Annotated in this window: 20 protein-coding genes; 13 read left to right on the plus strand and 7 right to left on the minus strand. The window is 73.1% G+C overall.

Annotated features, from left to right (window positions below; translation table 11 throughout):
• The 3 genes from GV126_RS31920 to GV126_RS31930 all read left to right on the plus strand — a co-directional run.
• Positions 1-2,189 (plus strand): Pls/PosA family non-ribosomal peptide synthetase (locus GV126_RS31920; protein ID WP_328707372.1); only part of this gene is annotated, 2,189 nt, incomplete at its 5' end.
• Between the two features lie 215 nt (positions 2,190-2,404).
• Positions 2,405-3,142, plus strand: a complete 738-nt coding sequence (locus GV126_RS31925; RefSeq protein ID WP_159674369.1) for a BPL-N domain-containing protein — start codon at positions 2,405-2,407, stop codon at positions 3,140-3,142.
• 35 nt (positions 3,143-3,177) lie between these two features.
• Complete coding sequence (locus tag GV126_RS31930; RefSeq protein ID WP_159674370.1) at positions 3,178-3,420, plus strand: hypothetical protein; 243 nt, start codon at positions 3,178-3,180, stop codon at positions 3,418-3,420.
• Between the two features lie 124 nt (positions 3,421-3,544).
• Here the strand turns inward: GV126_RS31930 and GV126_RS31935 are convergent, their stop codons facing one another.
• A complete protein-coding gene (locus GV126_RS31935; protein WP_159674371.1) occupies positions 3,545-3,859 on the minus strand; it encodes a hypothetical protein in 315 nt (104 codons plus the stop codon).
• Between the two features lie 147 nt (positions 3,860-4,006).
• Here GV126_RS31935 and GV126_RS31940 point away from each other — a divergent pair, with 147 nt between their 5' ends.
• Together GV126_RS31940 and GV126_RS31945 are read left to right on the plus strand one after the other, a co-directional pair.
• The gene (locus GV126_RS31940) at positions 4,007-4,684 is read left to right on the plus strand and encodes a winged helix-turn-helix domain-containing protein (RefSeq protein WP_159674373.1); all 678 of its coding nucleotides are present in this window, start codon (positions 4,007-4,009) and stop codon (positions 4,682-4,684) included.
• A 3-nt stretch (positions 4,685-4,687) separates the two neighbouring features.
• Positions 4,688-6,115 carry a sensor histidine kinase gene (locus GV126_RS31945; protein ID WP_201299961.1) on the plus strand — a complete coding sequence of 476 codons (1,428 nt, stop codon included), beginning with the start codon at positions 4,688-4,690 and terminating at the stop codon, positions 6,113-6,115.
• Positions 6,116-6,178: 63 nt separating this feature from the next.
• Here the strand turns inward: GV126_RS31945 and GV126_RS31950 are convergent, their stop codons facing one another.
• Positions 6,179-7,210 (minus strand): GlxA family transcriptional regulator, encoded by a 1,032-nt coding sequence (locus GV126_RS31950; protein ID WP_159674375.1) that lies wholly within the window; start codon positions 7,208-7,210, stop codon positions 6,179-6,181.
• A gap of 122 nt (positions 7,211-7,332) precedes the next feature.
• On the opposite strand from GV126_RS31950, the gene GV126_RS31955 reads away from it, so the two are divergent.
• The 3 genes from GV126_RS31955 to GV126_RS31965 all read left to right on the plus strand — a co-directional run bounded on the left by GV126_RS31955 (position 7,333) and on the right by GV126_RS31965 (position 11,167).
• On the plus strand, positions 7,333-8,289 hold the full coding sequence (locus GV126_RS31955) for an NADP-dependent oxidoreductase (RefSeq protein ID WP_159674377.1): 957 nt from the start codon (positions 7,333-7,335) through the stop codon (positions 8,287-8,289).
• Positions 8,290-8,579: 290 nt separating this feature from the next.
• On the plus strand, positions 8,580-10,019 hold the full coding sequence (locus GV126_RS31960) for a hypothetical protein (RefSeq protein WP_159674379.1): 1,440 nt from the start codon (positions 8,580-8,582) through the stop codon (positions 10,017-10,019).
• The gene (locus GV126_RS31965; protein WP_159674381.1) at positions 10,016-11,167 is read left to right on the plus strand and encodes an ARPP-2 domain-containing protein; all 1,152 of its coding nucleotides are present in this window, start codon (positions 10,016-10,018) and stop codon (positions 11,165-11,167) included. The genes GV126_RS31960 and GV126_RS31965 overlap by 4 nt, the downstream gene beginning before the upstream one ends.
• 6 nt (positions 11,168-11,173) lie before the next feature.
• Here the strand turns inward: GV126_RS31965 and GV126_RS31970 are convergent, their stop codons facing one another.
• Entirely contained in the window at positions 11,174-12,049 is an 876-nt protein-coding gene (locus GV126_RS31970; RefSeq protein ID WP_159674383.1) for a helix-turn-helix transcriptional regulator, read from the minus strand.
• A 109-nt stretch (positions 12,050-12,158) separates the two neighbouring features.
• Between GV126_RS31970 and GV126_RS31975 the strand changes: the two genes are divergently transcribed.
• Positions 12,159-13,016, plus strand: coding sequence for an alpha/beta fold hydrolase (locus tag GV126_RS31975; RefSeq protein ID WP_159674385.1), 858 nt, complete (start codon positions 12,159-12,161; stop codon positions 13,014-13,016).
• 206 nt (positions 13,017-13,222) lie between these two features.
• On the opposite strand, the gene GV126_RS31980 is transcribed toward GV126_RS31975, so the two are convergent.
• Positions 13,223-14,068, minus strand: coding sequence for an oxidoreductase (locus GV126_RS31980; protein WP_159674387.1), 846 nt, complete (start codon positions 14,066-14,068; stop codon positions 13,223-13,225).
• A gap of 107 nt (positions 14,069-14,175) precedes the next feature.
• Between GV126_RS31980 and GV126_RS31985 the strand changes: the two genes are divergently transcribed.
• Entirely contained in the window at positions 14,176-15,129 is a 954-nt protein-coding gene (locus GV126_RS31985; RefSeq protein ID WP_159674389.1) for a LysR family transcriptional regulator, read from the plus strand.
• 176 nt (positions 15,130-15,305) lie between these two features.
• Here GV126_RS31985 and GV126_RS31990 read toward each other — a convergent pair whose 3' ends face one another.
• Both GV126_RS31990 and GV126_RS31995 read right to left on the minus strand, forming a co-directional pair.
• Positions 15,306-15,677, minus strand: a complete 372-nt coding sequence (locus GV126_RS31990; protein ID WP_159674391.1) for an ArsR/SmtB family transcription factor — start codon at positions 15,675-15,677, stop codon at positions 15,306-15,308.
• A 132-nt stretch (positions 15,678-15,809) separates the two neighbouring features.
• The gene (locus tag GV126_RS31995) at positions 15,810-16,388 is read right to left on the minus strand and encodes a TetR/AcrR family transcriptional regulator (protein ID WP_159674393.1); all 579 of its coding nucleotides are present in this window, start codon (positions 16,386-16,388) and stop codon (positions 15,810-15,812) included.
• A 62-nt stretch (positions 16,389-16,450) separates the two neighbouring features.
• Here GV126_RS31995 and GV126_RS32000 point away from each other — a divergent pair, with 62 nt between their 5' ends.
• Positions 16,451-17,293: an oxidoreductase gene (locus GV126_RS32000; RefSeq protein WP_159674395.1), complete on the plus strand. Its 843-nt coding sequence runs from the start codon at positions 16,451-16,453 to the stop codon at positions 17,291-17,293.
• 73 nt (positions 17,294-17,366) lie between these two features.
• Here the strand turns inward: GV126_RS32000 and GV126_RS32005 are convergent, their stop codons facing one another.
• Positions 17,367-17,777, minus strand: a complete 411-nt coding sequence (locus GV126_RS32005) for a RidA family protein (protein WP_159674397.1) — start codon at positions 17,775-17,777, stop codon at positions 17,367-17,369.
• Between the two features lie 420 nt (positions 17,778-18,197).
• Between GV126_RS32005 and GV126_RS32010 the strand changes: the two genes are divergently transcribed.
• Positions 18,198-19,607: a cytochrome ubiquinol oxidase subunit I gene (locus GV126_RS32010; RefSeq protein ID WP_159674399.1), complete on the plus strand. Its 1,410-nt coding sequence runs from the start codon at positions 18,198-18,200 to the stop codon at positions 19,605-19,607.
• A 63-nt stretch (positions 19,608-19,670) separates the two neighbouring features.
• Positions 19,671-20,681, plus strand: coding sequence for a cytochrome d ubiquinol oxidase subunit II (locus GV126_RS32015; RefSeq protein WP_159674421.1), 1,011 nt, complete (start codon positions 19,671-19,673; stop codon positions 20,679-20,681).
• Positions 20,682-20,731 lie beyond the last annotated feature (50 nt).

Consider the following 20,731-nt stretch of genomic DNA (forward strand, 5'->3'; position numbering starts at 1 on the left):
CACCCGCACCGTCCCGACCCGCGCCGCGGTCGCCCGGTCCCGTGCCGGCCCTGCGCCACGGCCGGGCCCGCATCGCCCGGGCCGGGCTGGCCCAGGGAGCCGCCCTGTACGCGCTCCTGCTGCTCCTGACGGGTCCACTGGCGGCCTCCTGCGCGGCGCGCCACGGCCGGCTGCCGGGCTGGCACGCCGCGGGAGTGGCGCTCGCGGTGCTGGCCGGCTACACCGCCGTACGCTGGCTCGCCCCCGTCCTGCTCGCCAGGCCGCTGGCCGCCGGCATCCGGCCCGGCCGGTACCCGCTGTGGGGGAGGACGTACCTGCGGCTGTGGACGCTGGACCTGCTGCTCGGGCTGAGCCCGCTGCGGGTGGTGAGCGGATCCCCGCTGATGGGCCCCTACCTGCGGCTCCTCGGAGCGCGTGTGGGTGCCCGCGCCGCCGTCGCCACCAGTGTCGTCGGCCTGCCCACGCTGCTGCGCATCGGCTCCGACGCGGCGATCGGCTACGGGGCCCTGCTCCGCCCCTGGCAGGTCGGCGACGGCTGGGTCACCGTCGCCCCGATCACCATCGGTGAGCGGGCGTACGTCGGCGCCCACGCCGTCTGCGCGCCCGGCGCCGAGCTGGGGCCCGGCGCCGCGCTCGGGGAGCAGTCCCTGGCGGGCCCGGGCGAGACGATCCCCGCCGGGGCCCGCCGCCTCGGATCCCCCGCCCGGCCGGTGGACGCGCTCGGCCCGCTCGTCGAGTCGATGCTGTCCGCGGCGGACCGCACCGACCGCTGGCGCCCACGGCACCTGGCCGCCGTCCTGCTCGGCCTGCTCCTGCTGGAAGCGCTGCCCGTCGCCGCCGCGCTGCCGGGCGCCGCCTTCTTCTGGTGGGCGAGGACACACGGCGGCACGGGGGACGCATTGGCCGCGGCCCTGCTGTTCGGGCCGGTCTTCGTCGCCACGGTGTGCCTGCTCGTCGCCGTCGGCAAGCGGGCGGTGCTGGCGCGCACACCCGCGGGCGTCCACCCGGCGCGTTCCGCGCTCGGTGTGCGCAAGTGGGTCGTGGACAAGCTGCTGGAGCACAGCCTGGCGCTGACCAACTCGCTGTACGCCACCTTGTACACCGTCCCCTGGCTGCGGCTGCTGGGTGCGCGGGTCGGCCGGGGCGCCGAGGTGTCCACGGCCGCGCATCTCGATCCGGACCTGCTCACGCTGCGCGACGGGGGATTCGTCGCCGACATGGCGGGTGTCGGCGTCGCGGCCTTCGCGGGCGACCGCATGGCGTGCGCGCCCACCGAGGGCGGCGAACGCGCCTTCGTCGGCAACGCGGCCGTCCTGCCCTCCGGCACCCGGCTCGGCCCGGGCAGCCTGGTCGGCGTCGCCACCGTGCCACCGCCCGGCCCCCTGCCCGACGGCACCACCTGGCTCGGCTCACCCGCGCTGCGGCTGCCGGTGCGCCAGGACAGCGGATCCTTCCCCGAACGGCTGACGTTCCGGCCCACCCGCGCGGCGGTCCTCGCCCGCCTGGGCATCGAGTTCTTCCGCGCGACCCTGCCCATGACGCTGCTCGCCACGACCGGTTTCGGATACCTGCTGGCGCTGTCCGGCCTGGCCGGCCGCACCGGTCCGCTGGTGACACTGCCGGCCGCACCGGTGCTCTGCCTGGGCGCGATGCTCGCCGTCGTCGGCTGCTGCGCGCTGGCCAAATGGGTGGTCGCGGGACGGTACCGGCCGCGTGTCGCACCCTTGTGGAGCCTGTTCGTGCGCCGTACCGAGTTCGTCACCGGCCTGTTCGAGGCCGCCGCCGTTCCCGCGGGAGTGGGCGCCCTGGTGGGGACGCCGTTCCTGCCGCCGGTACTGCGGCTGTTCGGCGCCCGCATCGGCCGCCGGGTCTGGCTCGGCACCACGTATCTGACGGAGTTCGACCTGGTCGAGGTGGGGGACGACGCCGCGGTCGGCATGTACGTCTCCCTGCAGACCCACCTGTTCGAGGACCGGGTGATGAAGATGTCGCGGGTGACGGTCGGCCCCGGGGCGAGCGTCGGTGCGCGCACGGTGGTGCTGTACGACGCCGTGGTGGGCGGCGGTGTCCGCCTCGGCGCCCTGTCCCTCGTCATGAAGGGCGAGCACCTGCCCCCGGGCACCGCATGGCAGGGCCTGCCCGCCGAGACGGACGCGGCCCGCCGCCGGGACGGAAGGGGCCAGCGATGACGAGGCACCAGCCATGACGCGGCACCAGCCATGACGCGGCACCAGCGAGGACACGGCACCAGCGACGACGCGGCACAGCGACGACGCGGCACAGCGACGACGAGGTACCAGCGATGCCACGGATGACACGACGGACGATACCGACGGACGACACCGACGGCACGGATTCACCCATGACACCGACGACACATGACACCGATGAGACGGATGACACGATGGCACCTCCGACTCCGACGCCCCCCTCCGACACCGGCCGTCGCCGCCTGGCCCTGGTCTACCGCGGGCCCGCCTCCCTGCCCGGCTGTCCCGAGGCGGTCGCGGCGCTCCTCGCCTCCGGGCCGTGGGACCTGGACGTCCGCTACGTGGGCCCCGAGGAGGACCTGCCGCTGTCCGCCGAGTCGCTGTCGCGGGCCGTGCTCTACGCCCAGCCCGGCGGCGGCACGCTCGACGCCGCCTACCGCATCCTGCGCGGGCAGCGGCGGGCGATCCGCGACTTCGTCCACGGCGGCGGGCACTACGTGGGATTCTGCCTGGGCGGCTATCTCGCCGGGGCCACGCCGGGCTTCGGCCTGCTGCCCGGAGACACCGACCAGTACATCGCCACACCGGGGGCGACGGTCCACGACGAGGACTCCACGGTGGTGCGGGTGACCTGGCGGGGGACCCCACGCTCCGTGTACTTCCAGGACGGCCCGGTCTTCGTCCTCGACACCGACTCCGGCACCGCTGACACCGACGAGAACGGCGACACCCGCGAGACCGGCGTGCGCATCCTCGCCCGCTACGACAACGGCACGACCGCCGCGCTCGTGGCCCCCTGCGGCGCGGGCCGCGTGGCGGTCACCGGGCCCCACCCGGAGGCCACGCCGGACTGGTACACCGACCACGGCCTGACCGCGCAACGCACCCAGGACCTGGCCTGCGACCTGGTGGATTCGGTGCTGCGGGGATGAGGCGCGGGACGAGCGCAGGAGGGCAGGCCGCGACCGTGCCCGGCCCGGCGGGCGAGGTGCTGCTGCGGCTCGTCCGTACCGACCGGCTGCCCGGGCTGCCGCTGCCGGCCCACCTGGGCCCGGGGGAACGGCGCCGCGCCCGCGCCCTCGCCCGGCCGCAGGACCGGACCCGGTACGTCGCCGCGTCACTGGAGCGTCGTTCGCCCCGTCACCCATCGGCCGTGCGGGCCGCCTCACACCGGGCACGGCTCACGGGTGAGGACCACCTGCCCGGGTGACGGAGTGGACGGGGGAGCACGGAGGACGGCACCGGCGGTGGCCGGTGCCGTCCGGGGCTGGTCCCGTCGGCGCGGGGCCTCGTGGTGTGGATGCTCGTCGTGCGGGTCCCGGCAAGCGCCGCCTTCACCCGAAGGGCCGCTCGGCGACGTACGAGGTGCGCACCAGGCGCTCCCGGCGCTCTGCTTCCGTCTCCCGGCGCTCGGCTTCCGACTCCGCACGCCCGGTCTCCGTCTCCGTCTCCCGACGCCTGTCGTACCGTCGCTCGTCGCGCTCCGGGCGCCGTTCGTCCCGCCTCTCCGCGCGCCGCTCGCGGATGTCGCGCCGCTCGCGGATGTCGTTCGGCTCGCGGATGTCGCGGGGGTCGCGGCGCTCCTGCGGCCGCACGCGCCGCGCGGAAACCTCGTCGCGGTCGCGCCGCTCCTCTCTCAGGTCACTCATCGTCCCTCTCCTCGCCGTTCGGTTCCCTCCTGAGGTCTCCAGGCTCCGACCGGGGCACTGAGAAGACCCTGAGAGGTGCCCCGTTCCTCAGCGCCTTCTCAGCCAACAGCCGTCACGGACCGGGGCTATGGTGGAGTCGAGGCAGCCATGAGGACGCTGATCATCGAGGACGAGCGGGGCCTGGCCGAAGCCATCGCCGACGGGCTCGCCGCGGAGGGCTTCGTAGCGGACGTCGCCCACGACGGCGCGGACGGCCTGTGGCGGGCCCTGCACGAGTCGTACGACGTGATCGTGCTCGACATCATGCTTCCGGCCCTGTCCGGCTACGAGGTCCTCAAGCGGTTGCGCCGGGCCAGGGTGTGGACGCCGGTGCTGATGCTCACCGCGAAGGACGGCGAGTACGACGAGGCGGACGCCCTGGACCTGGGCGCCGACGACTACCTCAGCAAGCCCTTCTCCTACGTCGTCCTCGTCGCACGGCTCCGGGCACTGCTGCGCCGCGGCGCGCCCGCGCGGCCCGCCGTGCTGCGGGCCGGCGATCTGACCGTGGACCCGGCCTGCCGCCGCTGCCGCCGCGGCGGACAGGACATCGAGCTGACCACGCGGGAGTTCGCACTCCTGGAGTACCTGGTCCGGCACACCGACGAGGTGCTCACCAAGACGGACATCCTCACCCACGTGTGGGACGAGAACTTCGACGGGGACACCAACATCGTCGAGGTGTACGTCGGTTACCTCAGACGCAAGATCGACGAGCCGTTCGGCCGCCACACCATCGAGACCGTGCGGGGCGCCGGCTACCGGCTGCGCGATGGCGCGGGGTGAGCGGTGTCCGCCCGGGGCCGGTCCTGGTGGGCCCACGGTTCGCTGCGGCTGCGGCTGACCGCCGCCGCGGCCGTGGTCATCGCCGCCGGCCTGGCCGCCGCCGCCGCGCTCCTCGTCGTCTGGCTGCACGCCAGCCTCGTCCGGGACCTGGACACCACCGCGCTGCAACGCGCCGAGGTCGTGGCGGCGGACGCCGACACCACCCAGCTGACCTCGGAGATCCCCGTCTCCGACCACGGGGAGGTCGCCGTGCAGATCGTCGACGGCCACGGCCGGGTGCTCGCCGGCTCGGGGAACCTGCGCGGCCGGCCGCGGGCCTTCTTCTTCCCGGCGAGCCGATCCGCCTCCCCCCGCGCGCACACCGTGCACGACATCCCGGTGGGCAACGCCAAGGGCGGCTGGCGGGCCGTCGGCGTCCCCGCCGGTCCGTCCGGCACCTGGACCGTGTACGTGGCCGTGCCGACCGCCGGCGTCGAGCAGGGCCTGCACCGGCTCACCGTCGGCCTGTCCACCGGCACCCCGGTGGTCGTCGCGCTGCTCACCGCGGTGGCGTGGCTGCTCACCGGGCGCGCGCTGCGCCCCGTGGAGGCGATGCGCGCCCAGACCGCCGAGATCAGCGCCCCCGCCCTGAGCCGCCGCCTGGACGTGCCGCCCCCCAAGGACGCGCTCGCCCGGCCCGCCCGGACCCTGAACGACCTGCTCGCCCGGCTCGACACCGCCACCCGGCGGCAGCGGCGGTTCGTCGCGGACGCCGCACACGAACTGCGCAATCCGCTCAGCACCCTGCGGGCCCGCCTCGACGTCACCGCCCGGCACGCCCGCTCCCCCCAGGAACAGGCCCTCGCACGCTCCCTGCTGCAGGAGACCGAGCGCCTCGCCCGGCTCGTCGACGACCTGCTCCAGCTCGCCCGCCTCGACGACCGGCCCCGGCTGCGGCTCGCCCCGGTCGACCTCGACGAGATCGTCTTCGCCGAGGTGCGCCAGGCACGGCCGCGCACCCCGCTGGTGATCGACCAGCACGCCGTGGGCGCGGCCCGCGTGCACGGTGACGAGGACGCCCCCGCCCGGGTCGTACGCAACCTCCTCGACAACGCCGTGCGCTACGCCAGGACCCGGGTGGAGGTCGGTCTGCACGCCACGGACGGCACCGCCCGCCTGGTCGTGGCCGACGACGGCCCCGGCATCCCGGAGGCCGACCGCGAGCGCGTCTTCGACCGCTTCACCCGCCTGGACGACGCACGCTCCCGCGAGACCGGCGGCAGCGGCCTGGGTCTGGCCATCGTCCGCGACGTCGTCACCGCCCACCACGGCCGCACCCTCGTCGAGGACAACCACCCGGGCGCCCGTCTGATCGTCCTGCTGCCCACGGACAGCCCCACGGACAGCCCCGCGGTCCTTCCCGCGGACCGTCCCATGGAAGACCGTCCCTGACTCCCGGCCGCCCGGAAGCGGCACATGGGGGCCGTCGGTACGACGGCCCGGGAAGAACCTTCGTCAGGCCGGAGTCCCGAGCCGGGCCCCGGGCCGCCGCGGACCGGTGGCCGGCGTCGTGTCCGCCCGGACCGGGGTGTCCGGGCGGAAGGTGCGGCGGTAGGCCTGCGGGCTGACGCCGATCGCAGTGCGCAGGTGCTGGCGCAGGGAGGCGCCGGTGCCGAGACCGGAGCGGCGGGCGACCAGGTCCACGGGCCAGTCGGTGGTCTCGAGGAAATGCCGGGCGAGGTCGAGGCGCTGGCGGGTGAGCCATTGCAGGGGAGTGGTGCCGGTCTCCTCGCGGAAGCGACGGGAGAACGTGCGCACGCTGGTGTGGGCGTGGGCGGCGAGGTCGGCGACGGTCAGCGGGTCGGCGAGGCGCCGCAGGGCCCAGGCCCGGGTCGCGGCGGTGCCCGTCGTGGCCGGCTCGGGGACGGGACGCCGGATGTACTGGGCCTGGCCGCCGTCGCGCCAGGGCGGCACGATGCACGAACGGGCCACCTCGTTGGCGACCCGGCTGCCGTGGTCGCGCCGGACCAGGTGCAGGCACACATCGACGCCGGCGGCGACTCCGGCGGAGGTCAGGACGTCGCCGTCGTCGACGAACAACACGTCCGGGTCGATGCGGGTGGTGGTGAACATCCGCTGCAGCCGGTCGGCCTCGCGCCAGTGGGTGGTGGCGGGCCGCCGGTCGAGGAAGCCGGCGGCGGCCAGGACGTAGCTTGCGGTGCAGATGCCCACGATGCGGGTGCCGGGGCGGATCAGGGCGAGTGCGGCCCGCACGGCCTCGGGCAGGTGGCCGTGGTCGCCGATCTCGCGCAGGGCCTGCGCCGGAGGGATGACCACGGTGTCGACTTCGGCCAGCAGACCGGCGTCCCGGGTGACCGCGAGGTCGAAGTCGGCGGCGGTGCGCACCGGTGTGCCGTCCAGGCCGCAGGTGGTCACGGTGTAGAGCGGCCGGCCGGCCTCGTCGACGGCGGCACCGAAGATACGGGCCGGTATGCCGAGTTCGAAGGGGAAGACGCCGTCCAGGGCGAGCACACCGACATGATGCATGGCCGAATCCTTGCACCACGTGGCCGTCCGGCCACCACCGGGGTCCACCCCGCCCCGGCACTCTGACGGAGCGCCCGCAGAACGGGCGCCGCAGCGCGTTCGCAGCACGGAGGAGAGAACCCATGCCCGACCCGACCATGAGAGCCGTCTCCCAGGACACCGCGGGTGGCCCGGAGGTCCTGCGGCTCGTCGAGACCGCCCGCCCGGAACCCGGCCGCGGCGAGATCCTGGTGCGGGTGCACGCCGCCGGGGTCAACCCGGCCGACTGGAAGACGCGGGCACGCGGCGTCTTCCCCGACGGCGGCCCGTTGCCCTTCGTCCTCGGCTGGGACGTGTCCGGCGTGGTCGCGGCGGTCGGCGACGGTGTGACGGTCTTCCGGCCCGGTGACCCGGTCTACGGGATGCCGTGCTTCCCGCACCCGGCGGGCGCCTATGCCGAGTATGTCGCCGCGCCCGCCCGCCACTTCGCGCCGCGACCGCAGGGCCTGGACCACATCCGGGCGGCCGGCCTGCCCCTGGCCGGGCTCACCGCCTGGCAGGCCCTGGTGGACACCGCCGACGTGCGGCCCGGGCAGCTGGTGCTGGTCCACGCGGCCGCGGGCGGGGTCGGCCACCTCGCGGTGCAGATCGCCAAGGCCCGCGGCGCGTACGTGATCGGCACGGCGAGCGCGTCCAAGCACGAGCTGCTGCGGGAACTCGGTGCGGACGAAGTGGTCGACTACCGCACCCAGGACGTGGCCCGGACGGTCCGCGACGTCGACGTCGTCCTGGACCCGATCGGAGGGGCGAACTGGTCGCGTTCCCTGCGCTGCCTGCGCCGGGGCGGCACCCTCGTCTCGCTCCTGCCCCTGACCGACGCCTTCCCGGCCGCCGAGGCCGCCGAGGCGGGTGTCGAAGCGGTGTTCATGCTGGTCGAACCCGACCGGCAGGGCCTGCTGGAGATCTCCCGGCTGGTGGCGTCCGGCGCGCTGCGGGTCCTGGTCGACGCCGTCCTCCCCTGGGAATCGGTCGCCGAGGCGCACCGCCTCGGTGAACAGGGCCGCACCACCGGCAAGATCGTCCTCTCCGTGACGGATTAGCGCGCGCGTCGAATCGGTTACCGCCCTGCCCGACTCGACTCGACTCGACCCGACCCGACCCGACCCGCGGGCGGGCAGGGCGATCAGTGACAACTTCCGCCCGGTGCGCAGCGGGTGCTCGCCCGGGCAGGGAAGTCGGTGGAGGGCCCGTGGCCTGCTCTGTTAGGGTCCTGTGGCCGGCCGCGGGACTCCGGTGCGACTTCCGGAACCTGCCTCTGAAGCAATGATTCGCAGCTCGTGCCCCCATTCCCCGGCCGGTATCACCACTTACGGGGAAAGAACGCGGTCGGATGGATTCGTACGGGGACCTCATCGCAGCCGACGATGTGCTGCTCTTCGTCAACGCGGCCATCACCTCCACCGGCCAGCGTGAATTCCACAGCGACGCGGACGAGCAGCGGCTGTCCTTGGACTTCCTGCACGCCTACATGCTGGTCAACTACCGTGACCTGTACGCGAGGGTCCTCGCGCTGGACATCAACGACCACAACGCGACCCTGATCGTCCAGCGGCTGCTGGAGACGGCCGGGGAGGCCACCGCCGAGCAGCGTCGCACCGAGGGCAGGCTGATCGCGTGCCGTCTGGCGATGCTGCCGCCGCAGCGCGTGTACGGGCTGTTCGACGCCCTGCGCCGGGCGGGGGTGAACAACCGGCGCACCCGCGCCATCATGCGCGAGTGGCTGTCCGCCCGCCCGGACCTGGCGTTCGACGCCGTGAAGTACCGCAACGGCCTCAAGCGAGCCCTTCGCCACGCACACCTGGCCCCCGCGAGCGAAGAGCTGGGGACGTTCGTCTTCGCACCGCTGACCCGCAAGCACTACGCCACACCGCTGCTGGACGCCTGGCGCCGCGCGCACTACGAGCAGGCCGCTGTGTACGAGCTGCCCTACACGGTTGCCGAGGGCTTCGCCGCCAAGCACGGCATCCCCCGGGACGTCTTCCTGGAGCGCATCGCCCCCCGGATGACCCGCCTGGAGACGCTGCGGCTGCAGGACTCCGCGCACACGATCGGGGCCACGGCGGCACAGGCGGACCTGGCCGGCATGCCGCTGACCCGGTTGGCGACCTATGTGCTCTCGCTGCCGGTCGAGGACCGTCTGAGCAGGCGTGCCGAGCTGACCCGCGCGCTGGAGGCGGCCGCCGGCCGGGTGGCCGGGGCCCATCGGGGGACCTGGGGCAAGGTCACCGCCGTCCTGGACGACAGCTTTTCCGCCTTCGGTTCGGTGCACAAGCGCCGTCGGCCGCTGGCCGTCGCCCTGGCCTGCCACTACCTCCTCGCGGCCCTCGCCGACGACTACACCGGGCTGTGGACGTCCGGGCGCACCGACGCGCTGTCGGCCCGTCCGTACGGGCCGACACCGCTGGGCCGGCGGATCCTCGACGCGCTGGAGACCGCACCGTCCAGGCTGGTGATCGTCTCCGACGGATGGGACAACGCGCCTCCCGGGCTGGCCGCCGAGGTGCTGCGGATCTGGCGCACCCGGCTCGACCCCCAGCGGCGCACCAGCGTCGTGCACCTCAACCCCGTCTACGACGCGGCCGATTTCGACGTGCGCCGCCTGTCCGCGACGGTGCCCACCGCGGGCATCCGTGACGCCGAGGACCTCCCTGCCCTGGTGGAACTCGCCCAGTTCGCGGAAGGACGGACCGGCCTGGCCGAACTGATCACCTACATGGACACCCGCGCGGCCCGCATGACGCGCGGCCACGACCGGGAGCGGGCGCGATGACCACACTGGACCTGACCGGCCTGGCCACCCGCCCCCCGCAGGTGTGGGGTGCGGTGCGCCTGGTGCCGCTCGTGCGCGACGAACCCGTCGACGATCTCCGTCTTCACCCGGAGCTGTACGGCGACGTCGCCGGCCTGGTCGAGACCGGCCCGCGCACCGCCTACGTCTCCTACGTCCCGCACGGATTCGTCGCCACCTGGACGCGTGACGGGACGCCGGCGGCCGCGTACGGCACTCAGCTCACACCGGACGCGGACTCGGCCCCCACCGCCGTGATGGGCCTGCGCTTCCACCGGAAAGTGGCCCGCCGCCAGGCCAAGGACCGGCTGCGCTTCCTGCCCATGCACCTGACGCTGGAAGGCTATCTGGCCCTGCACTTCGGCGGTCCCCCGATCGCCTGGGAGGAGTGGTCGCAGCGTGCCGTACGCCACGGGCTCTCCCCGCGCGTCGAGGAAGCCTACGTGGGCGCCGAGATACGCGGACTCGCCGACGCCTTGCGCATCTTCGAGATCCACCCCGGCCAATGCGGCGTGCTGGTCTACGTCGCCGACGCGCTCGCGGCCGCCTTCGCGGTCCCGCATCCCGACGACTACCGGGCACTCCACCCCACACTGCTGCAGGACCTGTACGGCGAACTGATCCACCACTACGCCACGTTGATGCCGCCGGTGCCAGACTTTGCGGCCCGTATCCCCGACGCGCACATCCGCTCGCTGGCCGACCTGCGCGCGGCAGCCGCCGCACAGGAGCACACCTGGGCGCGTTTCCACGACACGACCATGCCGACCGGCCTGCTGGAGCACGCGTACACCTGGCGGACGGTCTACCGGATGGGACGCTTCACACTCTCCCGTTTCCTGCCCCGGTTCCGTCCCAAGCAGGAGAACCACATCGGTGAGGTCATCACCGACGACAGGGGAAGGATCACCTACCTCAAGACCTTCCGCCTCTCGGAGAACCAGGTCCGCCGCGGTCACCTTCTCAGCACCCTCGCCGCCCACGACTGGCACCTGGGGCACGCCGCAGCCGGTCTCGGCATCGACGAGGCCCAGCTGGGGCTGCGTCTGGAGTCCGCCGGCTTCGGCTACCTGCTCCGCCAGGACGTCCTGGACGGATACCGCAAGCAGGCCCGAACCCGGACCGGATGAGGGCCGTCAGGTCGGGACGGTACCGGTGCTGCGCCACCTGCTCGGTGGCCGTCCCGTGCCGCGCTGGAAGAACGTGGTGAAGTTGGCGGCGTCGGCAAAGCCGAGGCGGTGCGCGATCCTGCCGACGGGCAGGTCGGTGTGGGCGAGGAGCCGCTTGGCCTCCAGCAGGATGCGCTGGTCGAGGAATTCCTTGGCGCCGATACCGGCGGCTGCGCGGGTGGCGCGGGTCAGTGTGCGCCGGTCGCAGCCGGTCACCGGGGTGTAGTCGGCGACGTGGTGCCACCGGGTGAAGTGCTCCTCGACGGCGGCCCGGTAGCGGTGGAAGACGTCCCGGTGACGCGGCCCGCCGCCCGCGGGGCCGGCGGGCCGGGCGGGAAGCACGCGCAGGATCAGCGCCGCCAGGAGATGGGAGAGCAGCGCGGGGGAGGCCAGGTGGGGTGCCTGGACGGCCGCTTCGTGCTCGCGCCGCAGATGGTCGGCCGCCAGCAGGGCGAGCGGTCGCGCCTGCGGTTCCAGCGTCCAGGAGGCGGGTGCGGACGGATCCTGCGCGGACGCCGTGCCCAGGTCGGGCGGGAAACCCGGCTGGAACAGGAGCAAAGGGCCGTCGACGCCGTCGACGTCGCTCCAGCGGTGCACCATGCCCGGCCGGATCCAGACCACGCTCCCTTCGCGCAGGGGAAACGTCTCGAAGTCCGCCTCGTGCACGCCCCGTCCGGAGGCGACCAGCGCGAGCACATGGAAGTCCGGTCGCTGCGGCCGGGTACGGGCACCTGTGCGATCCATCTCGCGCAGGCGCGCGAAGCTGAGGACCTCCACACCGTAGGCCGCCCCCAGGGCGGGTGTGTAGTGGAGTTGCCGCACCGCGGAGTGTCCGTTTTTCACAACTGCCGTGTCTCTTTCCACCGAGGAGCGTGTGCCCCTCGACTGTAGCGTCACATCGGCACCTGCTCAGGAGAGCAGACGTGATCGCACGGGCACGGAGGATGCGGGGATGACGGAAACCACAAGAACGGTGCGGGTGGCGGGCGGCACGATCGAGGTGCGCGCGAAGGGACACACCGGGCCGGCCCTGGTGTTCCTCCACTACTGGGGCGGCTCCGCCGCCACCTGGGACGAGGTCGTGGGACGTCTGCCGGCCGAGCAGGCCACGGTCCGCTTCGACCAGCGTGGCTGGGGCACGTCACGGGCACTGCCCGGCCCCTACGGCCTGGACCGGCTCGCCGACGACCTCACGCGCGTGGTCGAGGCTTCGGACCTCGGGCCGTACGTGCTGGTCGGCCATTCGATGGGCGGCAAGGTCGGCCAGCTCGTCGCGGCGCGCCGCCCTGCCGGGCTGGTGGGCCTGGTCCTGGTGGCGCCCGCGCCGCCCGAACCGCCCGCGGCCGTGACTCCCCGGTACCGGGAGGGGCTCTCGCACGCCTACGACTCGCCGCGGTCCGTCGAGGAGGCGCTCGACCACGTCCTGACCGCCGGACCACTGCCCGAGCCCCTGCGTGCCGCCGTCGTGCGCGACAGCCTGGCCGCCGGTCCCAAGGCCCGGCAGGAGTGGCCGCTGCGAGGCATCGCGGAGGACATCACGGACGCCGCGCGGAGGATCACCGTCCCGGTGACGGTCGTGGCCGGGGAGAGGGACGCGGTGGAGCCGCCCCAGGTGCTCCGGGACCCCCTGCTGCCGCACCTTCCGCAGGCCCGGCTCACCACGGTCCCGGGCGCCGGCCACCTGCTGCCCCTGGAGGCGCCCGACGCACTCGCGGCGGTGCTGCGCGACGTGACGGCGACGGCGTCCGCCTCCCCGTCACGCGGCGGACCGTCCCACGGATCCCACGCCGGATCCCGCACCGCTGACTGAGCGCACCCTGACGGCAGTGGGGGCACAGGTGAGGCCCGGGCATGCCTGGGCCCCGGAGGCGTGATCTGTGGGTGCCGGGGGAAGGCCAGGGTCTCCAGGGCGCCCGGGGAGGGCCGAGCGAGCCGGTGCCTTGGGTGTCCCGGCGGGCGGTGGCGGGGAGGCAGGTGTGCCTTTCCGCCACCGCTGTCCGGGCACCGGCACGGCGGTCACTGCGTGTCGAAGTCCGTCGCCCGGGAGACCTTCTCCCACTCGGTGAGTTCGGCGCGCACGGAGTCCAGGTGCGCGGTCAGGAAGTCGACGGCGTCGCCGCCCAGGGCCAGCCGGAGCGGTGTCCTCTCGGCGTCCAGGGCCAGCCGGATCGCGGCCGCGGCCTTGGCCGGGTCACCGGGCTGGCTGCCGTCGCCGCCCTGCACCATCTTCCGGGTGGCGCCGACCTTCTCCGCGTACACCGGCCTCTCCTCGGAGAAATAGGCGGCGTTCTTGCCGAACAGGTTGGTGCGGAACGCGCCGGGTTCCACGATCAGCACCTTGATGCCGAACGGTGCCACCTCGTCGGCCAGGCCCTCCGACAGCTGTTCCAGCGCCGCCTTGGTCGCGCTGTAGGCGGAGAACCCGGCGAAGGACAGCTGCCCGCCGAAGCTGCTGATGTTCACGACGGCCCCGCTGCCCCGCTCCCGCATCTGGGGCAGCAGCGCCCGGGTCAGCCGGGCCGGACCGAACACGTGCAGTTCGAACAGGTCGCGCAGCTCCTGGTCGGTGGTCTCCTCGAACGCCCCCACCTGAGTGCGGCCCGCGTTGTTCACGAGCACGTCGACGCGACCGTAACGGGACAGGACATCGGCCGCCACCGCGTCGATCCGCTCGCCGTCGGTGACATCGAGGCGGATCGCCTCCACCCGGTCCGGGTGCGCGGCCACCAGGTCCTCCAGCGCCTCCGTCCGCCGGGCCGTACCGATCACCGTGTCGCCGGCGGCGACGGCCGCCTCCGCGATGGCCCGCCCGAACCCGCTGCTCGCGCCGGTGACCAGCCACACCTTGCCCTGCTCGCTCATCTCTGTGTCTCCTCGTCAACTGCCGCCCGGAGCCGCTCCGTCGGCAGGTCCCATCCTTCGCCGGGTTTCCCGTCACCGTCCAAGATCTTCTGTGATAGCCATGAGTTATGGATGTCCACGGGCGCGACCTGCGCTACTTCGTGGCGGTCGCCGACGAGTTGAGTTTCACGCGGGCCGCTGAGCACCTGTTCGTCTCCCAGCCGGGGCTGAGCAAACAGATACGTATGCTGGAGAAGCAGCTGGACGCGGACCTGTTCGAGCGGGACCGGCGAACGGTGCGGCTGACCCGGGCGGGCGAAGCCCTGCTCCCGCACGCCCGCGAGGTGCTGGCCGCCTGGGACCGGGCCCACGCCGCCGTGCGGGCGGCCACAGCGGCCGAGCGGTGCGTCCTGCGGATCGGCATGTCCACCAGCCCGGGCCGCGGGCTGCTCCCCGCCCTGCGCACCCGCCTCACCTCCCGGCACCCGGACGCGCGGCCCGTGCTGCGGCAGGTCAACTGGGGTGATCCCAGCGCGGGGCTGGCGGACGGAGCCAGCGACGTCGCCCTCGTCTGGCTGCCGCTCCCCGATGGCGATCGCTACCGGTACGTGGTGGTGGCGCGCGAGCCGCGCCTGGTCGCGCTGCCGGTCGGACACCCCTTGGCCGAGCGGGCCGCGTCCGATCCCGAGGGGAAAGTCGACTTCACCGACCTGCTGGAGGAACCCTTCCTCGCCCTCCCCGCGGAGGCAGGCCCCCTGCGGGAGTACTGGCTGGCCACGGACGCGCGGGCCGGACGCCCGCCGCGCATCGGCGGCGTGATCACCAGCGCCGAGGAAACCCACGAGGCCGTGGCCAACGGCCAGGGAGTGGCCCTGCTGGCCAGCGGTAACGCACCGTTGATCGTCCGCGACGGCGTGATCGCCCTGCCGGTCCGCGGCATCTCCCCGGCCCAGCTGGCCGTGGCCGCCCGCCACGACGACAGGCGGCCACTCGTCCTCGCCTACCTCGACGAGGCACGCAAGATGGGTTCGGGAGAGATCGAGCAGACGCCCGGGACACACTCCGCGGCCGAAGGAGGGTGAGGCCCGGCGAAGCCATGCCATGAGCACCAGATACCGACGGCGCGGCAGCCGCCCCCCGGCTGACCGGCTGACGGACGGACTTTGGCCGACCGACCGATCCGGCCGGCGTGGCGTCAGGGGGCATCCGCGTCGGCGTCCGCAGGTGCGGTGAAGTGCCGGCCGCCCGCGCCGGAAGGTCAGGCCGCGGTGGGCAGGGCCAGCGGCTTGCCCATCGCCGCCAGTACGGACGGCTGGACCCGGTAGTACACCCAGGTGCCGCGCCGCTCGGAGGTGAGCAGGCCCGCTTCCTTCAGCTTCTTCAGGTGGTGGGAGACGGTCGGCTGGGAGACGCCGACGTCGGAGATGTCGCACACGCATGCCTCGCCGCCCTCGTGGGAGGCCACGGCCGAGAAGAGGCGGAGGCGGACCGGATCGCCGAGCGCCTTGAACATCCGCGCGGCCGTCCCGGCCTCCTCCGCGGTCATCGGTCGCTCGGTCAGGGGCGGGCAGCACGGCGCCGCGCCCCGTCCGTCGGCTTCGAGCAGCGGCAGCCCCTTCGTATGCGACATGCGTCTATGTTGACACGCGTCGAACCAAGGGGGCGAGAGCCGGTCGCCGGCAGCCGATCGGCGCATCGACGAGCCGCGGCCGTCACGCTCGTCGCCGAAGCGGCCGATCGATCCCGACGCCCCACCCGGACCCTACGTGCGGACCAGGAGGGAGATCGCGTCGTCGATGAGCAAGTCGCCGTCCTGCGCGGAGATGCGACCGGAGGTGACGAGGGACGCGATGCCCTGCATCACGGCGGCGAAGAGCAACTGCAGTCGGTGCGGGTCCTGGGGTTCGAGTTCTCCGGCCGCGATGCTCTGGTCGATCAGGTCACCGACGGCTGCGAAGAGCCGTCCCGAGGCCGCGCGCAGGCCCTCGGGGGGGTTGCCGTTCTTCGCGGTGAACATGAGGTCCAGCAGCGCGGCGTCCGTGACGGCGAAGTGCACGTAGGCGGCCGCGGCAGCACGGAGCCGTTGCCTGTAGTTCGCGGCGTCGGACGCCATCACCGCTTCCACTTCGCCGGCGAGGCGGTTGAAGCCCCGCTCGGCGAGCGCGTCCAGGAGGGACTGCCGGTCGACGAAGTGACTGCGGGGTGCGCCATGGCTGACGCCGGCCTTCCGTGCCAGCTCACGCAGCGACAGCGCGTCGATGCCGCGCTCGCGCAAGGTCTGCTCGGCTTGGTCGAGCAGGACGGCTCGCAGGTTGCCGTGATGGAAGGGCCTCGAAGTCACCCCCTCAGCCTACCGTGAACTAGGCATTGCCTAGAAAGTAGGCAGCGTCTAGTCTCGCTGTCATGACCCCAGTCCTCACAGGCAAGACAGTCATCGTGACCGGTGCGAACAGCGGTGTCGGCCTCGCCACCGCCCAAGCCCTCGGCGGGTACGGCGCGCGTGTCGTCCTGGCGGTGCGCGACACGGCGAAGGGTGCGAGCGCTGCCGCGACGGTCCCCGGCCTGACCGAGGTGCGACACCTGGATCTGGCCGATCTCGCGTCGGTCCGCCGTTTCGCCGCCGCTTGGACGGAGCCGATCCACCTGCTCATCAACAACGCGGGCACCTCGGCACCCGAGCTGGAACGGACCGCGGACGGATTCGAGCTGCACTTCGGGACCAATCATCTCGGTCCGTTCGCCCTGACGAACCTGCTCCTGCCCCACGTCACCGGACGAGTCGTCTCCGTGTCCTCACAGGCGGAGCGCATGGGGCGGATCGACTTCGACGACCTCAACTGGGAACGCACCCGCTACCGGCCGTCCAGGGCCTATGCGACGTCGAAGCTGGCGAACATCCTGTTCTCGACGGAGCTGCAACGCCGACTGAACGCCGCCGGGTCGAAGGTACTGGCGGTCACCGCGCACCCCGGCTTCGTCGCGACGAACATCTACGACGGGGCGTCCCGGGGCACGAAGCTGATGCTCCGCCTGTTCGCTCAGGGCCCGGAGGAGGGCGCCCTGCCCGTGCTGCACGCTGCCACCGGGAGCGTCCCCGGTGACAGCTTCATCGGGCCGCGGCACTGGATGCACATGCGCGGCGGCGCCGAACCGATCGGCCGGTCCAGGACCGCGCAGAACGAGGACGTCGCCCGGCGGCTCTGGGACGCCTCCGAGAAACTCACCGGAGTGTCGTTCAGCCTCTGACGGCTGACCGCCGGCGCCCGATGACCGGACACGTACCGGCGGCGGCTGCCGAGGGCAGGGCGTCCTTCGTGCCTCAGCGAATGAGACCGATCGCTTCGATCTCGATCATCCACTCGGGGTCGGCGAGCGAGGAGACCTCGACGAACGACTCCGCGAGGTGCGGCCGGGCCGGGAAGTGTTCCGCACGCAACCTGGCGAACACGTCCTGCTGCGTGATGTCGGTGACGAACACCGTCGCCTTGACGGTGTCGGCGAGGCTGGAGCCCGCGTTCGTCAGCACCGTGGAGAGATTCGCGAGTGCCTGACGCGCCTGGGCCTCGAAGTCCCCGACACCGACCGTGGCCCCCTGGGCGTCGATCGGGGCCTGTCCCGAGGTGAAGACCAGGTTCCCGACCCGGATGCCGAGCGAGATGCCGGCCGACTCGTACCAGTCGGGCTCCGCGGACACACGGACACGTTCGACGGCGGGCTGTGCAACGGACACGATGATGACACTCCCTCAGATCGCCAGTGGCGCCGAGTGCCGTGATCGCCACCCGACGTGATCACGCCTGACAACCACAGGAGACCGTGATCCATTCCTGAAGGAGTGAAGCCGGGGGCGGCCCGGCGACGGCACCGTGCCGGCCGTCGCCGCCCTGCACCCCGCGCGGGCCGCGACCCTCTCCGACTCACCGCCGCACCGCACCACCTCCACCTCCGACGAACATGATCGGCGGGCACCTCACGCATGGGCCGGGCAGGCCCACGCGCCGACCGACCGGTGCAGCCGTCTGGCGGGAGCGCTGTCCGGGGAACTCACCTGGCGCCGCACAGCGGTGCGGCCCGCCCGCTGTGATGCCTTCGGGTTGCTCTTGCGGAGGACACCGGTTCACCCCGCCCGATCCGGGTACCGACAGGTGTCATGAAGCACATTTTGCTCACCGGCCCGTGGGCGCTTGCCGGATATGCGGCCGGCCGGGTGTCGGAGGGCAATCTGTCGGCGGCGCGGGCGCAGATGGGTTTCTCTCTGGCCTGGCACATCATCGTGGCTTGTCTGGGGGTGGGGCTGCCGGCGCTGACCCTGCTCGCCGAGTGGTACGGCATCCGCACCGGCCGGCCGGCGGTCCGTCTGCTGGCCCGGCGGTGGGCGCGCGCCATGGGTGTGCTGTTCGCGGTGGGCGCCGTGTCCGGCACGATCCTCAGCTTCGAGATGGGGCTGCTGTGGCCGGGCCTGATGGGGCGGTTCGGCCAGGTGATCGGGCTGCCCTTCGCCCTGGAGGGCATCGCCTTCTTCCTGGAGGCGATCTTCCTGGGCATCTACCTCTATGCGTGGGACCGGCTGCCACCCCGCCGCCATCTGCTCACCGGTCTGCCCATCGTGATCGCGGGCACCGCGTCGGCGTTCTTCGTCGTGTGCGCGAACGCCTGGATGAACCAGCCGCGCGGCTTCACCCTGCGCGACGGCAAGGTCGTCGACGTCGATCCCTGGGCGGCGATGCTGAATCCGGCCGCCCCGCCGCAGACGGTGCACATGATCCTGGCCGCCTTCATGGTCGCGTCGTTCCTGACCGCCTCCGTGTACGCCGTGGCCATGCTGCGCGGGCGCCGCGACACCTACCACCGGGTGGGGTTCTTCATCCCGTTCACGTTCGGTGCGATCGTGGCCCCGTTCCAGATCGTCGTGGGCGACTGGGCCGCACGATTCCTGGCCCACTACCAGCCGGCCAAGCTCGCGGCCATCGAGGGCGTCTACCGCACCGGCTCCCACGTGCCGCTGACGATCGGCGGCGTCGCGGGCGACAACGGGCTCACGTACGGCTGGGAGACCCCCACCGGGCTGTCGCTGCTGGCCGGTTACCGTCCGGACACGGTCGTCAAGGGCCTGGACCGGGTGCCGGTCGCGCAGCGACCGCCGGTCACGGGTGTGCACTGGGCGTTCGACCTCATGGTCGCCGTCGGCTTCTTCCTGCTCGCTCTGGGTGTGTGGCTGCTGTGGGCGTGGTGGCGCCACCACCGCACCGGCGCCGAGCTGTCCACCCCGCGCCTCTTCCTGGTGGCGGCCGCGGTGGCCGGCCCCGCCGCGGTGGTGGCCCTGGAGAGCGGCTGGACCGTCACCGAACTGGGCCGGCAACCCTGGATCGTCTGGGGCGTGATGAGCGTGCGCGACGCCGTCGATCCCGCTCCGGGCCTGATGACCGGACTGTGGCTGGTGCTGGTCGTGTACACCGCCATGACGGTCGCGACCGTGTACGTTCTGCGACGCCTTGCCCGGGGCACCCCGGTGCCGCGAGCGCCACAGGAGGAGGACGTCGCCGGCTATCCCGTCGTGTGACGCCCCCACGCCCCGTCGAACGCCGTCGTACGACCTTGGAGGTGCCCGTGCTCGGAGGTGACCGTGCTCGCTGACGCGGCGCTCGCCGTCATGTGGGTGGGCCTGACCTGCTACGCCCTGTTCGGAGGAGCCGACTTCGGCGCCGGGGTCTGGGACCTGGCGGCCGGCGGTGCCGAGCGCGGCCGGACACGGCGCGCCCTCATCGAACACAGCATCGGACCCGTGTGGGAAGCCAACCACGTGTGGCTGATCTTCGTGGTGGTCATGCTGTGGTCGGCCTTCTCCCCGGTGTTCGCCGCGGTGATGTCCACCCTGTACATCCCCCTCACCCTGGCCGCGCTCGGCATCATCGCCCGGGGCGCCGCCTTCGCCTTCCGCAAGGCGAGTACCGAACTGTGGCAGCAGCGGCTCTTCGGCGCCTGCTTCGCGCTGTCGTCGCTGCTCACGCCGTTCTTCCTGGGCACCGTGGCGGGTGGCGTCGCCTCCGGCCGTGTACCACCGGGGCTGGCCGAAGGCGACGTGGTGACCAGTTGGCTCAACCCGACCTCGCTGCTGGGCGGCGTGCTGGCCGTGGTGACCTGTGCGCACCTGGCGGCGGTGTACCTGTGCGCCGACGCCGACCGCGAGTCACACCCCGAGCTGGCGGCCGCTTTCACCCGCTACGCGGTGGCGAGCGGCCTGGTGGCCGGCATCGTGGCCCTCGCGGGCATCGCGGTGCTGCACGCGGACGCCCCTGAACTGTTCCATGGACTGACCCACCGCGCCCTGCCACTGGTGATCATCAGCGGGGTGGCCGGCCTGACCGGCCTCGGCCTGCTCACCCGGCACCGCTTCGTGACCGCCCGAGCCGCCGCGGCCCTGGCGGTCGCGGCGATCCTGTGGGCTTGGGGCGCAGCCCAGTACCCGGCTCTGCTGGTCCGCAGTACCACGGTGACCCAGGCCGCAGCGAATTCCTCGGTGCTGTCGGCGGTCCTCGTCGCGCTGGGCGTGGGCGCGGTGGTGCTCGTGCCGTCGCTGTGGCTGCTGTACGCCACGTTCCAACGAGGGGCCGCCGGCCGGCGATCCTCCGGGTGAGCCGTGCGGCCCGGACGCAACGCGTCCCATGGACGACCGGGGAAGGGGGG

This window comes from Streptomyces mexicanus (assembly GCF_902506575.1).
Taxonomy (GTDB): domain Bacteria; phylum Actinomycetota; class Actinomycetes; order Streptomycetales; family Streptomycetaceae; genus Streptomyces; species Streptomyces mexicanus.